This window comes from Streptomyces herbicida (assembly GCF_032656585.1).
Lineage (GTDB): Bacteria > Actinomycetota > Actinomycetes > Streptomycetales > Streptomycetaceae > Streptomyces > Streptomyces herbicida.
In genome coordinates, this window is sequence record NZ_JAUYWJ010000001.1 from 511,343 (window position 1) to 526,833 (window position 15,491).

The 15,491-nt window shown below is 70.0% G+C and carries 18 protein-coding genes and 1 pseudogene; 15 read left to right on the plus strand and 4 right to left on the minus strand.

The genetic code is table 11. The annotated features are described in order from the left end of the window. Positions 1 to 3: 3 nt before the first annotated feature. Positions 4 to 468 carry an NUDIX hydrolase gene (locus Q8A52_RS02315; protein ID WP_316748207.1) on the minus strand — a complete coding sequence of 155 codons (465 nt, stop codon included), beginning with the start codon at positions 466 to 468 and terminating at the stop codon, positions 4 to 6. Between the two features lie 18 nt (positions 469 to 486). On the opposite strand from Q8A52_RS02315, the gene Q8A52_RS02320 reads away from it, so the two are divergent. The 14 genes and pseudogenes from Q8A52_RS02320 to Q8A52_RS02385 all read left to right on the plus strand — a co-directional run bounded on the left by Q8A52_RS02320 (position 487) and on the right by Q8A52_RS02385 (position 8,686). Then, the gene (locus Q8A52_RS02320) at positions 487 to 1,266 is read left to right on the plus strand and encodes a GntR family transcriptional regulator (RefSeq protein ID WP_316748209.1); all 780 of its coding nucleotides are present in this window, start codon (positions 487 to 489) and stop codon (positions 1,264 to 1,266) included. 139 nt (positions 1,267 to 1,405) lie between these two features. Continuing rightward, positions 1,406 to 1,763: pseudogene (locus Q8A52_RS02325) on the plus strand (SCO3933 family regulatory protein). Between the two features lie 2 nt (positions 1,764 to 1,765). After that, positions 1,766 to 3,124: an FtsK/SpoIIIE domain-containing protein gene (locus tag Q8A52_RS02330; RefSeq protein WP_316748211.1), complete on the plus strand. Its 1,359-nt coding sequence runs from the start codon at positions 1,766 to 1,768 to the stop codon at positions 3,122 to 3,124. A gap of 86 nt (positions 3,125 to 3,210) precedes the next feature. After that, positions 3,211 to 3,417, plus strand: coding sequence for a hypothetical protein (locus Q8A52_RS02335; RefSeq protein WP_316748214.1), 207 nt, complete (start codon positions 3,211 to 3,213; stop codon positions 3,415 to 3,417). After that, positions 3,417 to 4,064 (plus strand): DUF2637 domain-containing protein, encoded by a 648-nt coding sequence (locus tag Q8A52_RS02340; protein WP_316748216.1) that lies wholly within the window; start codon positions 3,417 to 3,419, stop codon positions 4,062 to 4,064. The genes Q8A52_RS02335 and Q8A52_RS02340 overlap by 1 nt, the downstream gene beginning before the upstream one ends. 20 nt (positions 4,065 to 4,084) lie before the next feature. Beyond that, a complete protein-coding gene (locus Q8A52_RS02345; protein ID WP_316748218.1) occupies positions 4,085 to 4,270 on the plus strand; it encodes a hypothetical protein in 186 nt (61 codons plus the stop codon). A gap of 6 nt (positions 4,271 to 4,276) precedes the next feature. Beyond that, positions 4,277 to 4,468, plus strand: coding sequence for a mobile element transfer protein (locus Q8A52_RS02350; protein WP_316748220.1), 192 nt, complete (start codon positions 4,277 to 4,279; stop codon positions 4,466 to 4,468). A gap of 13 nt (positions 4,469 to 4,481) precedes the next feature. Next, on the plus strand, positions 4,482 to 4,637 hold the full coding sequence (locus Q8A52_RS02355) for a hypothetical protein (RefSeq protein WP_316748222.1): 156 nt from the start codon (positions 4,482 to 4,484) through the stop codon (positions 4,635 to 4,637). Positions 4,638 to 4,657: 20 nt separating this feature from the next. Further along, positions 4,658 to 4,966, plus strand: a complete 309-nt coding sequence (locus Q8A52_RS02360; protein WP_316748224.1) for a SpdD-like protein — start codon at positions 4,658 to 4,660, stop codon at positions 4,964 to 4,966. 94 nt (positions 4,967 to 5,060) lie between these two features. Next, a complete protein-coding gene (locus Q8A52_RS02365; protein WP_316748227.1) occupies positions 5,061 to 5,612 on the plus strand; it encodes a GGDEF domain-containing protein in 552 nt (183 codons plus the stop codon). Positions 5,613 to 5,697: 85 nt separating this feature from the next. Further along, complete coding sequence (locus Q8A52_RS02370; RefSeq protein WP_316748229.1) at positions 5,698 to 5,883, plus strand: hypothetical protein; 186 nt, start codon at positions 5,698 to 5,700, stop codon at positions 5,881 to 5,883. Further along, positions 5,876 to 7,252 (plus strand): replication initiator protein RepSA, encoded by a 1,377-nt coding sequence (repSA, locus tag Q8A52_RS02375; protein ID WP_316748231.1) that lies wholly within the window; start codon positions 5,876 to 5,878, stop codon positions 7,250 to 7,252. The genes Q8A52_RS02370 and repSA overlap by 8 nt, the downstream gene beginning before the upstream one ends. 52 nt (positions 7,253 to 7,304) lie before the next feature. Next, positions 7,305 to 7,451 (plus strand): helix-turn-helix transcriptional regulator, encoded by a 147-nt coding sequence (locus tag Q8A52_RS02380; RefSeq protein WP_316748749.1) that lies wholly within the window; start codon positions 7,305 to 7,307, stop codon positions 7,449 to 7,451. Continuing rightward, the gene (locus Q8A52_RS02385; protein WP_316748234.1) at positions 7,451 to 8,686 is read left to right on the plus strand and encodes a tyrosine-type recombinase/integrase; all 1,236 of its coding nucleotides are present in this window, start codon (positions 7,451 to 7,453) and stop codon (positions 8,684 to 8,686) included. The genes Q8A52_RS02380 and Q8A52_RS02385 overlap by 1 nt, the downstream gene beginning before the upstream one ends. Positions 8,687 to 8,831: 145 nt before the next feature. Here Q8A52_RS02385 and Q8A52_RS02390 read toward each other — a convergent pair whose 3' ends face one another. From Q8A52_RS02390 to Q8A52_RS02400, 3 genes are all read right to left on the minus strand, one after another. After that, a complete protein-coding gene (locus Q8A52_RS02390) occupies positions 8,832 to 10,376 on the minus strand; it encodes an alpha/beta hydrolase (protein ID WP_316748236.1) in 1,545 nt (514 codons plus the stop codon). Positions 10,377 to 10,509: 133 nt separating this feature from the next. Further along, positions 10,510 to 12,048, minus strand: coding sequence for an alpha/beta hydrolase (locus Q8A52_RS02395; protein ID WP_316748239.1), 1,539 nt, complete (start codon positions 12,046 to 12,048; stop codon positions 10,510 to 10,512). Between the two features lie 74 nt (positions 12,049 to 12,122). After that, positions 12,123 to 14,864, minus strand: coding sequence for a lysylphosphatidylglycerol synthase transmembrane domain-containing protein (locus Q8A52_RS02400; protein WP_316748241.1), 2,742 nt, complete (start codon positions 14,862 to 14,864; stop codon positions 12,123 to 12,125). Between the two features lie 186 nt (positions 14,865 to 15,050). Between Q8A52_RS02400 and Q8A52_RS02405 the strand changes: the two genes are divergently transcribed. Beyond that, the gene (locus Q8A52_RS02405) at positions 15,051 to 15,437 is read left to right on the plus strand and encodes an MGMT family protein (RefSeq protein ID WP_316748243.1); all 387 of its coding nucleotides are present in this window, start codon (positions 15,051 to 15,053) and stop codon (positions 15,435 to 15,437) included. Positions 15,438 to 15,491: the final 54 nt, after the last annotated feature.

The following is a 15,491-nucleotide window of genomic DNA, read 5'->3' on the forward strand; positions in this document are numbered from 1 at the left end:
CCTTTAGGCGCTGAGGAGCCTTCGGCCGTCGTGGCTCCGTACGTGGGGGCCGGTGCCGTCCAACGCGTCCAGCAGGCGAATCGCGAAGACCTCGGACATGCACTCGCTGACCTCTTCGGGCGTGAGCCAGGAAACGGCCGTCGACTCGCTCGATGTGCGCTCGGTGCCGCCGGAGGGCTTGCAGCGAAAGACCAGAGCGACGATGCCGCGCGTCGTGTTCTTGTAGACCCCGGTGAGCTCGTCTACCTCGACGTGGATGCCCGTCTCCTCCAGGACTTCGCGGGCGACGCCCGCTTCTGGAGTCTCCTCAAGTTCGAGTACGCCGCCGGGGAGCTCCCAAGTGCCATTGTCGGCGCGGCGGATCGCCAGGAGGCGGCCGTCTTCGCGCACCACCACTCCAGCCACAGATACGGAGTGCAGCGGCATCGATGACCTTGCTTCCTGTGATGTACTCATGTACAGGAGCATAGGAGGCAGAGAAGGACTATGGGAACCGCAGTAGGAGGAGAGCGGTCCGTACCTCGGTACGTGCAGATCGCCGACGAGATCGTGCAGCAGATCCGGGCAGGCATCCTCAAGCCTGGTGAGATGGTGCCGAGTGAGTCAGAGCTCGTCGATCGCTACGGCGTCTCCGGCGGCACGATCCGAAAGGCCATGGTCGAGGTGCGCGCGAGCGGCCTGGTCGAGACCCGGCACGGCAAGGGCTCGATCGTGAAGGATCGGCCGCCGGTACGGCACCGCTCCTCCGATCGCTTCCGGCGCTCGCACCGGCAGGGCGGCAAGGCCGCGTACCTCGCCGAGTCCGCACAGTCCGGCGCTACGGCCAAGGTGAGCGTCCTCTACATCGGGCCGACAGAGGCCCCGGAGGATGCCGCCCAGCGATTGGGCGTCCCCGCCGGCACTCAGGTGCTCGCCCGGCGTCGGCTCTACTTCCGTAACGGCACGCCCGTGGAGACCGCGACGTCGTACCTCCCGTGGGACGTCGTGAAGGAGATCCCGGAGTTGTTTGCCGAGAACCCCGGCGGTGGTGGCATCTACGCCCGACTCGAAGACCACGGGCACGAGTTCGCCGAGTTCGTCGAGACCCTGCAGGCGCGTCCGGCCTCCAAGGCGGAGGCGTCCGAACTGGCGCTCAGCCCCGGTGCACCAGTGGTTCATCTGATCCGTGAGGCCCGTACGACCGAGGGTCTCGTGGTCGAGGTCTGCGACACGCTCATGGCCGCTGACCAGTTCGTTTTCGAGTACCGGATCCCCGCCGCCGACTGACGCGCGCTCAACTTCACGCAGCCCGTCGCGAGTTCGTCTTCGCGGCGGGTTGACTCATGTATAGGAGTCAGGCACTCTTCTTCATGTCACTCATATACATGAGTGACGGAGTCCAACCTCTATAGAGGAGTGATCTGCTGTGCGTCAGATTCCCGTCGACACCTCCACCCGCGACCGTGATGGTCGCCAAGACCCCGCAGCCCAAGGTCAAGGATCGCCGTACGGGCGAGATCGCCACCGACGCCGAGACCGGCGCGACGATGATGACCGTGGACGTGATGTTCGCGGCGAACGACGCGGTCGAGATCCTGTCCATCACCGTCCCGGAGCCGGGCATCTCCGGTGAGCTGGCCATGGGTACGCCGGTCGCGCTCACGGGCCTGATCGCCCGACCGTGGGAGAACGACTTCAACGGGCAGAAGCGGCACGGCATCGCCTTCCGCGCGGTCGCGGTCACCTCGCTCGCCGCCGCTGCCGCGAAGCCGAAGGCGGCCTGATCGTGACCGCGTTCACGGTCACGCTGGTGCTGGTCGTCGCCGCTGCGGGTCTCCTGCGGTGGCGGCGCCCCGCCTGGTACTGGATGACCTTCGGGGTCACCTTCGCCGCGCTGCGGGTCCTGGTCCGCTACGCCTCGGTCATGGACGCCTGCGGGCTGACGGTCCCGCCGTCCCGCTGGCGCCTGGCCTTGGCCCGGGCCGCCAACCGGCCCGTCCCCGAGTCCCGTCCGCCGCGGATCCTGCGGCTGCGCCCGACTCGGACCGGCCTGGTCCTGCGGCTCAAGCTCCGCCCCGGTCAGGACGCCTTCGACATCGCCGCCGCCTCGGACCGGCTGCGGCACTCGTTCGCGATGTACGGCGTCACCTCGCGTGAGCTGCGCTCCGGCGTGGTGGAGCTGCGGATGACCGGCTACGACGTGCTCAAGCGGGTGCAGATGCCCACCCAGACCGACACCATCCGCCCGATGCGGATCCCGGTCGCGCTGCGCGAGGACGGCGGCGTGCACTACCGCGACTACCGTGCCGTCCCGCACGCGCTCACCCTGGGCGCCACCGAGTCCGGCAAGTCCGTCTACCAGCGCAACCTGGTCGCCGGGCTCGCCCCGCACGACGTCGCCCTGGTCGGCATCGACTGCAAGCAGGGAGTTGAACTCTTCCCGCTGGCCCGCCGGTTCTCCGCGCTGGCCGACAACCCCGACACCGCGCTGGAACTGCTCGAAGCGCTCGTCACGCACATGGAGGAGGTCTATCAGCTCATCCGCGCCGAGCAGCGCATCAGCGTGATCGTGCCCGATGCGGAGATCGCCGCCGACATCTGGGACCTGCCCGAACGCCTGCGTCCGGTCCCGGTCGTGGTCCTGGTCGACGAGGTCGCCGAACTCGCCCTCTACGCCACCAAGGATGAGGAGAAACGCCGGGACCGGATCATCACTGCCCTCGTGCGGCTCGCCCAGCTCGGCCGCGCGGCCGGGATCTACCTCGAAATCTGCGGGCAGCGCTTCGGCTCCGAACTCGGCAAGGGCATCACCATGCTCCGCGCCCAACTCACTGGCCGCACTGCGCACCGGGTCAACGACGAATCCAGCGCCAATATGGCCTTCGGGGACATCTCCCCGGACGCCGTCCTCGCCGCCATCCAGATCCCGACCGACACGCCCGGCGTCGCCGTGACCGGTGATTCCTCCGGCGGCTGGGCCCGGATCCGTGCCCCGCACACTTCGCTGCGCGCGGCCGTGAACATCTGCAACCGGCACGCCGACCGCACCCCGGACCTGCCTGCCCTCGCGGCCTTCCGCCCGGCTGTCGCTCCGGTGCCGTCCGCCCGGGTGTCGCTATCCAAGACGGCCCCCGCCACGGTCTGACCCTCTCCCGCTTCTCCGGTCGGCGTGACCGCCTTCACGCCAGGTCCCTACCCCCGCCATGCCTCACGAAGGGAGGAAGCCCCGCTATGTGCCCCGATTGCGAGGACTTCGCCCGCACCGTCCGGATGCTCGGCCAGCTCGCCCTGTACGGCGACCCGGCCGGAGCCGACTCCGACTTCATCGAGATCGTCGGTACGTCCCTGGCGGCCTCGCTGCCCGCGCCGCCGCCGGGGACGTTCCCGCCCGGCTACGACCCCAACGGCGGCCCGCCCTACCCCGGCGGCGAGTCCTGATGGCCCGCCCCGCCCTGCGCGTCGACGCGGTCCTGGTCCAGGCCGTCATCGCCGGAGCCCTGTCCTTCGCCCACCTGCACGACCTTGCCGCAGCTGCCGGACAGGACGGATGGAAGGCATGGGCCTACCCGGTCAGTGTCGACCTGCTCCTGGTCGCCGCCTGGCGACGGCTGCGCTCGGACGGTCCGTCCCGGCTGGCCTGGTGCTGGTTCCTGATCGCCCTGGTCGCCTCGCTCGGCGCGAACATCGCCACCGCCGGATTCCTGAACCTGGCCGACCCGCCCGCCCTGCTCCGCCTCGGCATCGCTGGATGGCCCGCCCTCGCCTTCCTCGGCGGCACGCTCCTGGCCCACTCGGCCGGGGACCAGGTCCCGGTTCCGCCGGCACCCGCAGCCCCGGCCCCCGAACCGGCTCCAGAACGCGAGGCCGTCACGACGGACGACGACACCCCCGCTCTGCCGGTCGCCACTGCGGCATCTGCCCCGGCTCCGGCCGTGCCCGTCCCGGCCGCCCTGGTCGACCACGCTCGCAAGGTTGCCGAGGCACATCAGGCCCGCACCGGATCGCCGATCGACACCGACACCCTGCGCGCCCGGCTCGGTGTACCGCCGCAGCTCGCCGAAGCCATCGCCGCCCAACTCGCCTGACCAGAACGGAGGAGACAGAGATGACCTATGACCCCGCCAACCTGACGGTCGCCGACTACCTCGACGGAGCACGGGAGATGGCCGCCGCCGGACGCCCCTACCTCGCCTACCTGCTCGCCGAGGAAGCCGCACACCGCGTCGATGACCCGGCCATCGCCCTCAGCATCCGCGCTCAGTTCCCCGACCCCACCGCACACAAGGACTGATCAGACATGCCTGCCCGCGACCACTTCCACTCCGTGATGAGCATCGGCCCGGTGCAGATCGGCACCCACCGCGACCGCCACGGCCAGACCAAGCACGCCGCCGTATGCACCGCCGACCGCTGCGGCTGGTCCGCCGACTACTCCAGCCAGTCCGCGGCGCAGCTCGCCGCACGTACCCACCGCTGCCGCGTCCGCTAGGAGACCGCCCGCCATGCAGGTCCCGCTCTGGTTCGCCCTGCTCGTCGTCGGCTGGCTCGGCGTCAAGCTCATCCGCCCGCCCTGGTGGCTCGTCGCTGTGCTCCTCCTGGGCGGCTACCTCCTCGCCGACAGCCTCCTCGCCCCCGTGATCGACCCCGCCGTCAAGTAGCCACGGAAGGAAGACCGACCATGCTCCGGCCCAAGATCCCGACCATGCCCGTCCCCACGGGCATCGTCCTCCCGCCCGCACCCGTCACCGAGCAGACGGCCACGATCCACCAGCCTGCCGCCACCGCCCCGGCCGCGCCCTCCCGCCCCACCATCCAGCTCACGCCCGGCAGCGTGCTCGCCCTCGTCGGCGGCGGTACGGCCGTGGTCCTGGTCGTCGGCGCCGTCCTGGTCTCCATGCTCCTCGCGGTCGCCATCACCGGTGCATCCGTCGCCGTCTGCGCCCTGGTGATCCGCTCCCTGATCACCGCCGAAGCCAAACGCCGCTGACCGGGCTCCCGGGGCGACGCACAAGCCGCCAAGCACGCCGCCGCCTCCCAGACCGATCAGCCCGAGCCAACCGCCATCGTCAAGGAGAGAAGCCATGGATCTGCAGATAGCCGCAGGCATCGTGCCGTTACTCGGCTGGGCCGTGCACGGCGGCATCCTCACCCGCCGCCTCGCCAGCGCCCGCCGCGACCCGCTCACCGGCCTCCATACCCGCGCCGGATGGACTGCCCGTGCCGAATACCTCATCCGCCGGCACCCGACCACCGCCGTGCTTCTGATCGACCTCGACCACTTCAAGACCCTCAACGACACCCACGGCCACGCCGCCGGAGACGCCGCCCTCATCGCCACCGCTGACCGGCTGCACGCCTGGTGCGGACGCAATGGCACTGCCGGACGCCTGGGCGGTGACGAATTCGTCGCTGCCATCCGGCACCTGACCGCCTCCGACCTCGACGCGCTCACGTCCGCACTCCATCAGCCGCTGCACTACGACGGGGTGTCCCTGCCGCTCGCTGCCTCGGTCGGAATCTGCCCCATCGCCGAACTGCCGGTGCCGCTCCTGACAGAGGCACTCGCTGCCGCTGATGCGGCCATGTACGCGGCCAAGGGCCGCGGCCGCCGGGGCACGCACATCTCTCTCTGACCGGCCGCCGGGTGGCGCACAAGCCGCCAAGCACGCCGCCACCCGGGGCCGTTCCTTCCAACCGCAATCGAAAGGAACCACCATCATGGCCCGCCACACTCCGCCCCCGCCGAGGATCTGCCCGGCCTGCGACGGCTTCGCCTCCGCCGCCGTCACCCTCGGCGGCCGAGACCGTCACGGCCACCTGCGTACCATCACCGCGCACTGCCCGGCCTGCCACGGCACCGGCACCACTCGCCCCCGCCGCATCCGGGAGGGCGCCCGTGCCTGACACGCTGCTCGACCCGACCACCCTCCGCGATCTGCTCAGGGTGGCTTCGGCCCCCGACTACAACCGCTGGGAAGACCAGATCCGCCGCACCGGCGGCTGCGCCGACCCCATCCACCTGCGCGGTTGGATCCTCCACAAGGACAAGACCACCGGCGAGACCCTGCACCACTACAGCACCGAGAACGAGCCCGGCGGACGCCTCCGCCTCGCCTGCGGCAACCGCCGCGCCTCCCGCTGCCCCGCCTGCGCCTGGACGTACGCGGGCGACACCTACCACCTCATCCGCGCAGGCCTGGCCGGAGACGAGAGCCGCGACATCCCCACCACCGTCCGCGACCACCCCCGCGTCTTCGCCACCCTCACCGCCCCCTCCTTCGGCCCGGTCCACAATCGCCCCGACCTCGGCGTCTGCCGCTGCGGCACCCGCCACGCCGCCGACGACTCGGCGGTCGGTACAGCGCTCGATCCGGTGTCGTACGACTACGCGGGCGCCGTCCTCTTCAACAACCATGCGGGCGACCTGTGGATGCGATTCACCACCCGACTGCGCCGCGAGATCGCCGCCCGCGCTGGACTCACTCGCCGCGAACTGCCCAACCACGTTCGCGTCTCGTACGGCAAGGTCGCCGAGTTCCAGAAACGTGGTGCCCTTCACTTCCATGCCGTGATCCGCCTCGACGGTCCCGAGGGACCCGACACCCCACCGCCCGCCTGGGCCTCGGTCGATCTCCTCGCCGACGCCATCCGCGCCGCCGTCGGACACTCGTACACCTCGGTCTCGGTCCCGGCCGCCGACGGCCAGCCCACTCGCACCTTCCGCTGGGGCAAGCAACTCGACGTCCGGCCCGTGAAGGCCTTCGGAGACCGCTCAGACATCACCGAGCAAAAGGTGGCCTCCTACGTCGCCAAGTACGCCACCAAAGCAGCCGAGAACACCGGAACCCTCGACCGCCGCATCGGCGAACTCTCCGAACTCGACCGCTACCAGGTCCCGGACCACACCCGTCGCCTGATCGAAGCGTGCAAGACCCTCGATCCGCTGTACCCAGACCGCCGCCTCTGGGCCTGGGCCCACATGCTCGGCTTCCGCGGCCACTTCTCCTCCAAGTCCCGCCGCTACTCGACCACCCTCGGCGAACTCCGCCAGGCCCGCGCTGACTACCGCGCCGCCCAGGAGCACGCCGCCCTCGGCCTGGAGGGCCACGAGCCGGACACCGTACTGGTCCTCGCCGACTGGCAGTACGCCGGTCACGGCCACACCCCCGGCGAATCCGCGCTCGCCGCCACGATCGCCCGTGACCTCCAGCTCAACCGTGAAACCGCCCGCGAAGCCCTACGCGACGAGCCCATCCAGGAAAGGGAGTGGTGACGTGCCCTCTGAGCTGCCGAACCGCTTCCTTACGCCTGACGACCTGGTGGAGATGTTCGAGCTGCCCAGTGTCGAGACGGTCTACCAGTGGCGCCGCAAGCGCACGGGTCCCCGCGGCTTCCGAGTCGGCCGGCACCTTCGCTTCGATCCGAACGACGTGCGGGCCTGGGTCGACTCCCGGATCGGGGAGGCTGCCTGATGGCTGGACACATCCAGGACCGTTGGTTCCGCAGCGAGGTCGGCCCGGACGGCAAGACCCGTAGGGCCAAGACCGACCGCCACGGCAGCGGCATGCGCTACCGCGCTCGCTATATCGGTCCCGACGGTACGGAGAAAAGCAAGTCCTTCCCGGACCGACAGAAGAGGCTCGCTGAACAGTGGCTCGTTCAGATCGAGGCGGACATGTCGCGCGGACAGTACATCGATCCGCGTGCCGGTCGCCTGACTGTGAGGCAGCACGCTGAGCGGTGGCTCGCGTCGCTCACGATGGACCCTGGCACCTTTGTCGGCACAGAGATGCGCATTCGGCGGCACGTTCTGCCGTACCTAGGCAGTCGCACGCTCGGTGCGCTCCGTCCTACGCATATCCGTGAGTGGCTGCGGAAGCTGGAGGATGCGGGAGTGGCGCCCGCCTATCAGCGGGTCATCTTCGCGAACCTCGGCACCATGCTGACGGCGGCTGTCGACGACCGGCTCATAACGGACAACCCTTGCCGCTCGTCATCGGTACGGGCACCCAAGGCGGACGTGAGGCGAATCGTTCCTTGGTCGCGTGAGCGCGTTCTCGCGGTGCGTTCGGCGCTGCCGGAGCAGTACCGGCCCATGGTGGACGTGGCTGGCGGATGCGGCCTCCGTCAGGGCGAGGTGTTCGGGCTCGCCGTTGAAGACGTGGACTTCGTCGAGGGCCTGGTCCACGTCGTCCGCCAGGTGAAGCTCATCCACCACCGCCCGGTGTTCGCCCTGCCCAAGGGAGGCAAGACGCGTACGGTCCCTCTGCCTGAGAGCGTCGCCCGGTCCCTGGAGGAGCACATAACCCGGCATCCGCCCGTGGCCGTGACCCTGCCGTGGCGGACGGTCGACGGCTCGCCGGTCACGGCGTCCGTGTTCTTCCGCAGCGACAAGGGCGGTGAGGTGATCCGCAACGACTTCAACCGAGCAGCCTGGCGGCCCGCCCTGGATGCGGCTGGGGTACCGCGCGGGCGGGAGAACGGGATGCATGCGCTCAGGCACTTCTACGCGTCGGTCCTGCTGGACGCGGGGGAGAGCGTCAAGGCCGTGTCCGAGTACCTGGGGCACCACGATCCCGGCTTCACCCTCCGCACGTACACCCATCTCATGCCGAGCAGCGAGAAGCGCACACGCGAGGCAGTGAATCGGGCCTTCGGTGACGGCCCCAGCACCGATGACGGCCCCACGACGGCCCAAGAGGGGTGAGAGGGGGGAGAAACCGCAGGCCAATGCCTATGTGGACCTAATTGCCGGTCTATTAGACACACGCCTTCCCCGGTCCCGGAGGGGCTCGGCACCACCAGTGCCGGGCCCCTTTCCGCTGCCCGGGGCCCTGAGCCCGGCGTGGGCGCTACGAGCAGACCTTGCCGTCCTTGGGTACCGCCCCGTCGAGCAGATACGCGTTCACCGTCGAGTCGACGCAGTCGCTCCCGTTGCCGTACGCCCCGTGTCCCTCGCCCTTCCAGGTGAGTTCCACGCCGATGCCCTTGCCCAGCTCGTCCGCCATTCTGCGGGCGCCCTCGTACGGCGTCGCCGGGTCCCCGGTGTTGCCGACCAGCAGGATCGGCGCCGCACCCGGCGCACTGACCTCCGGGGTGTCGTACTGCCCTGCCACCGGCCAGTCGTGGCACCAGCCGGCCGTGTCCCAGCCCAGGAAGTCCCCGAACACCGGCGAGATCTTCTCGAACTCCGGCAGCAGCTTCTTCGTCTCCGTCAGCGTGGGCCGCTGCTTGTCGTCCAGGCACGATATGACCCGTTGTGCGTGGGCCGTTGTGCCGTAGTGCCCCGAGGAGTCGCGCTCGTTGTAGTTGTCGGCGAGCGACAGCAGCTTCGAGCCGTCACCCTGCTCGGCGGCCTTCAGGGCGCTGGTGAGCGTCGGCCAGCTGGCCTCGCTGTACAGCGGCAGGACGATTCCGGTGACCGCGAGCGTCTGTGTCAGCTTGCGCCCGGACGACGTCGGGAGCGGTTTGGCGTCGATCCCGTCCAGCAGGTTCACGATCTTCTGCGAGCCCTGCTTCGGGTCCTGGCCCGTGGACTTGAGGTAGTCGTCCAAAGCCCGCTGGAACCCCCTCGCCTGGTTCTCGGCGTGGCCCACCGAGTCGGCGCTCGGGTCGACCACCGCGTCCAGGATCAGCCGCCCCACGTTCTTGGGGAACAAGTGGGCGTACACACCGCCCAGTTCGGTGCCGTAGGAGATGCCGAAGTAGTGCATCTTCGCGTCGCCGAGGACCTGGCGCATCAAATCCATGTCGCGGGCCGTGTCGGTCGTCGACACATGCGCCATCAGCTTCCCGGCGGCCTTCTCGCAGCCCTTGCCGAAGTCGGTGGAGTCCCGGAAGTAGGCCTGCTCCTCGGCCGACGTGTCCGGGGTGGCGTCCACCGTCTCGGCGGACTGGATCTCCCGGTCGCCGCGGCAGCGGATGCCCTCGCTCGCCCCGACCCCGCGCGGGTCCCAGCTCACCAGGTCGTACCGCTGGCGCAGCTTGGAGACCGTGGCGGCGTAGTACGGCATCATGGACACGCCCGAGCCGCCCGGGCCGCCGAAGTTGAACAGCAGCGAGCCGATGTGGTCGCCCCCGGTGGCCTTGGCACGGATCAGCGCCAGACCGATCGTCTCGCCGTCCGGCTTCGCCCAGTCCAGCGGCACCTTCAGCGTGGCGCACTGCCAGTCGGCGCTCGGCGCCGGGGAGTCTCCCGTGGCCTTGCAGCCACCCCAGGTGAGCTTCTGTGCCGTGAGTGAGGCGGGCAGGGCGGCCGACGTGGCGGTCGGCGACGCCGACGGTGTATCGGACCGGCCCTTGCCCTCGTTCCCGCCTCCGCCGGACGATCCGCTGCTGCATCCGGCCAGCAGCACCGCTGCCGCGACCGTGGCGGTCCATCGTGCGAAACGCGACATGCACACCCCCCTCACGAGCTCCCCGCACGGAGCCGCGGGGAGCAGTCAGGCCATAGTAGGCGGATCAAGCCGAGCCCGTGCCAGCCTGTGGATAACCCTCTGACCTGCGACTTCTATCAGTAATCCCGATGCGTCAGGAGCAGACCGTCCCGGTCGGCGGCACCTTCCCATCCAGCAGATAGCCGTTCACCGCGTCCTGCACGCACTTGTTCTTGCTGTCGTACGCGCCGTGCCCCTGCCCCTTGTACGTCAGCTCCACGCCGACGCCCTTTCCCAGCGCGTCCACCATCTTCCGCGCGCCCTCGTACGGGGTCGCCGGGTCGCCGGTGTTGCCCACGACGAGGATCGGCGCCGCCCCGGGCGCACTCACGTCGGGATGGTCGGCGGCACCCGGCACCGCCCAGTCGGTGCAGCTGAGCATGCCCCAGGCCAGGAAGTCCCCGAACAGCGGGGAGGCGGAGCGGAACTGCGGCAGCCTCTGCTCCACGAAGTCGGCGGTGTACCGCGGCTTGTCATCGGCACAGTTGATGGCGGTGTTCGCCGCGGTGATGTTGCTGTACTCGCCGTTCTCGCTGCGGCCGTTCATCGAGTCGGACAGCAGCATGAGGATCTTGCCGTCGCCGTCGTAGGCCTGCTCGAGGCCCTCCGTGAGGTACTCCCAGAAGTCCTTGGAGTACAGGGACTGCGCGATGCCGTTGGTCGCGGCGGTCTGGGTCAGCTGGCGCGGGAAGATGCCCGGGATCGGCTTCTTGTCGAGGTCGCTGAGCAGCTTGGCGATGCGATCCTTGACGTCCTGCGGGGTGTCGCCGATCGGGCACTCGGTGGTTTTCGATGTGCAGTCCTCGGCGAAGTTGTCGAGCGCGAGCTGGAAGCCCTGGGCCTGCCCGAGCGAGCTCTGTTCGGGGTTCTGCGTGGGGTCGACGACCCCGTCGAAGACGGCCCGGCCCACGTTCTTGGGGAACAAGTGGGCGTAGACGCCGCCGAGTTCGGTGCCGTACGAGATGCCGAAGTAGTGCATCTTTTCGTCGCCGAGGACCTGACGCATGAGGTCCATGTCGCGGGCGGCGTCCGTGGTGCGCACGTGCGGCAGGACGCTCTTGGAGTTCTTCTCGCAGGCTCCGTTGAACTGCTTGGTGCGGTCCAGGAGCTGGGCGCGCTCGGCCGCGTCGTCGGGCGTCGCGTCCTGCTGGAAGTACTCGTCGAGCTGTGCGTCGCTCTTGCACTCGACCGGGTCGCTGCGGCCGACCCCGCGCGGGTCGAAGCTCACCAGGTCGTAGCGGGTGCGCAGCTTGGCGTAGTCCTCACCGAAGGCGGGCAACGTGGTGACGCCGGAGCCGCCGGGGCCGCCGAAGTTGAAGATCAGCGACCCGATCCGCTTGCTCGGGTCGCCGCTCGCCTTCGCCCGGATCAGCGCGAGGCCGATGGTCGCGCCCTTGGGGTTGTTCCAGTCGAGGGGCGCCTTCATGGTGGCGCACTGCCAGGTGCCGCCGTTCGGCAGCGGCGACGGGGGGCTGCCGCCGCCCTCCGCCGGGGACGGCGCCGGGCAGTCCTTCCAGTCCAGTTTCTGCGCGGTCAGGTCCCCGTTGCCGGAGCCGCTGCTACAGCCCGCCACCAGGGAGGACAGCAGTACGGCGACGGTCATGGCGGCGCGGATCCGGAAGGGCTTCGGCATGATCCCATCCTGGGGCGGCGCACGGTGGGGCGCTCGGGGCGCGGGCCGTACGAGGTACTCCCGCCAGCGTACGGCTACAAGGCGCCCTTGCGCGTCAGGTGGTTGAAGGCCAGCCAGCCCGGCAGCACCGGCAGCCACAGCGTCAGGAGCCGGAACAGCAGGACGGCCGGTGCGGCGACCTCCTTGGGCAGGCCGACGGCGATGAGGCCGACCGTCAGGGTCGCCTCCACGGCGCCCACGCCGCCCGGGGTCGGCGCCGCGGACCCGAGCGCGTTTCCGGCGAGGAAGACGACGGCGACGCTGGCGATGCTGAGCGAGGTGGAGTTGTCGCCGAAGGCCCGGATCGACGCGTCCAGGCACATCACGAAGCAGGCGGTGAGCAGGAGCATGCCGCCGATTCCGGTCACCAGCTTCTGCGGCCGCTGCAGCACGTCCAGCATGCGCGGCACCACACCCGCGAACAGCGACCTCACGCGCGTGACGACGAATTTCCGCAGGAACGGCACCGAGGTCACCACGAGCACGAGCACCGCCACCGTGAGCAGGCCGGCGATGACCGTCCGGGACGGCGACAGCGACGGGGTCTTCTCGGTGCCGGTCAGATAGCCGAAGGACAGCAGCATCAGGATGTGGCAGCCGAGGCCGAACAGCTGCGAGGCGCCGACGCTCGCCACCGCGAGGCCGGGCCGTACTCCCGCGCGCTGGAGGAAACGCGTGTTCAGAGCAACACCGCCGACCGCGGCCGGTGCCACGATCTTCACGAACGACCCGGCGACCTGCGCCGCCACGGTCCGCACGAACGGCACCCGCTCGGGCACGAACCCCAGCAGCGCCATGGCCGCCGCGACATAGCTGAGCGCCGAGAACAGCACCGCCGCGATCACCCAGCCCCACTGGGCCTGGGCGAAGAGGGTGCCGAACTCGATGTGCGTGAGCTGGGTCAGCAGGTAGTACGCGCCGATGGCGCCCGCGATGAAGCTGATCAGCGTGCGTGGCCGCACCCGCTCCAGGCGGGCCGGCTCCACGGGCGCCTGCGGCCTGATCAGCAGCACCTCGTGCCGGATCTGCGTCAGCAGATCCTCTTCGCGGGCCTCCTCCAGAGCCTCGTCGATGGCCCGTTTTTCGGCACGCTGTTCCGCGCGCACCGTCTTCTTGTCGGGCTTCTCGAGTACGGGTCCGCTGTCGTCCGAGCCCTCCTCCAGACGGGCCTGCTTGTCCTGCCGTGATGCCTCGAGGACCGCCTCGCGCTCCCGCTGCGCCCGCTCACGGGCCAGTTTTCGCAGCGTCGCGCGCGTGGAGCGGGTCAGGGCGATCGGCTGGAGCATCGGCAGGCAGTCGGCGACGGCGTCCGGGCCGAGGACGCGGACCGCGGAGGCCACGGCCCGCTCGGCGCCGACCCGCAGGCCGAGCGTGGTGACCAGCTGGGCAACGTCCATGCGCAGCAGTAGATCGCCGGCCGCGATCTCGCCACCGCGCAGATCGGTGAGGATCACCCTGCCGGAACGATCCACCACGATCGCGTCACCCGCCAGCCTGCGGTGCGCGATGCGCCGCGACTGCAGTGCCTGCACCTGGTGCCAGGTGTTGCGCAGCAGTTCGTCGGTGATCTCCTCGTCCGCCAGCGTGTCCAGCGTGCGCCCGCCGGTGTGCTCGTAGATGAGCATCACGGCGTCGGGGCCCAGCTCGGAGGTCGCGATGAGCTTGGGTGCGTTGGCGCCGGCCGCGATGGCCGCGTATGCGAGCAGCGCCTCCTGCTCCAGTGCCTGGCGCAGCGACTGCAGGCTGCTGCGGGTGGCGAAGCCACGCAGGGTCAGATTGCGCCAAGCGCGGTAGAAGAAGCCCTGCGCCTGCTGCTCCCGGTCGACCACCGTGACGTCGAGCGGCGGGCCGTCCTCCAGGGTGACGAAGTAGCGTCGGCCTCGGTCGCCGTTCTCCGTGTCCGCGGCCTCCTCGCGGGCCGCCGAGACGGGGTGGAACCCGACGTGCCGCAGGCCGGCCATCAGGGTCTGTCCCGTGGGGCGGACGTTGGGGGAGCCGACCGCGTACAGCGTCCCGTAGGCCACGGTCCAGCCGATCAGCACCGTCAGGATGATCGAGAACGGCGTCGTGTAACCGGTGACCAGCATCGAGAACGCGTCGAGCATCAGCACGATCCACAGCACGGCACGCCAGCGGGGCCGTCGGGACATGCCGACGGCTGTCATGTACGCGATGACGGGTGCCAGGTATCCGTGCACCGGGTCGGTCAGGGCGTGGATGTCACCGGGGGAGGGCTGGGTGAGCGCCTCCTGGATCGAGTCGGGGGCGGCCCTGGCCACCCATAGGTCGGTGGCGAGGGTCACTCCGTGTGCGAGGACCGCGGCGAGCACGCCGTCTGCGATGCGCAGCCCGTCCCGTTTGATCAGCCGCTCGATCGCGAACGCGACCGGCACCAGGAGGATCGCGATGCTCGACGCCAGCCCCGCGATCTTGATCAGCAGATCGGGCGCCTGGCCGGTGCCCTTGTTGATGTCCTGCTCGAGTCCCGAGGTCGTTCCGTGTGCGAACGCGGCGATCGCGAGCAGGACGACGACGGCGAGCACGCCCACCAGGAGCCGCATCAGGTCGGACGGGCGGTGCACGCGCGCGGGGAGCAGCGGTTCGTCGCCCTCGACCTCGTCGACGTGAGCGTCGTCCGGACCATCGGCCCGGTTCTGCGGATCCTTCGTGCGTGCGGCCTCTTCAGGGCTCTTTTCGTGCACGTCGGCGGCGTCCGGACGTGAAGGGACGGCAGAGCCGCCCTCCGCGCCTTCGGCGTGCACGCCCTGCTGCTTCATCGTCTCTTCTTGGTCTCGTATCACCAGTCACCGCCCGCACGATGGTGGCATGCCCCACCGGCACACGGGGGCATCAGGGTGCAAATGCGGGGGCGCACAGTCTGCCGGAAGCCCCGCTCCAGGGCGAGAGATGCGTCCGGTGCCGAGTGCGTCACGTTGTCGGTGGGGTGGGGCAGGATGGGGCGAATGAGCGAGGAGAACCTTCCCGAGGGCGCCCGGGCGGGAGGCACGGAAGCGCTGCCGGAGTACGCCGAGCGGGTTCTCGACGTCGCCGAGCAGATCCCGCCCGGTCGTGTCATGACGTACGGGGACGTCGCCGAGTGGCTGGAGGCGGGTGGTCCGCGCCAGGTCGGCCGTGTGATGGCCCTCTACGGGGGAGCCGTGCCGTGGTGGCGCGTCGTGCGCGCCGACGGGGTGCTGCTTCCGGGCCACGAGCTGCGGGCCCTCGACCACTATCGCGCGGAGGGCACCCCGCTGAAGGAGGCGAGCAGGGCCGCCGAGGGCCACCTGCCGCGGCTCGACATGCGACGTGCGCGGTGGGACGGCGACGAGGGCGCGGAGGGTCACACCTGACAGCTTCCGCCATCGGACCCCTGTGAGGGGAACCTGTGGCCCGTACGGGGGACA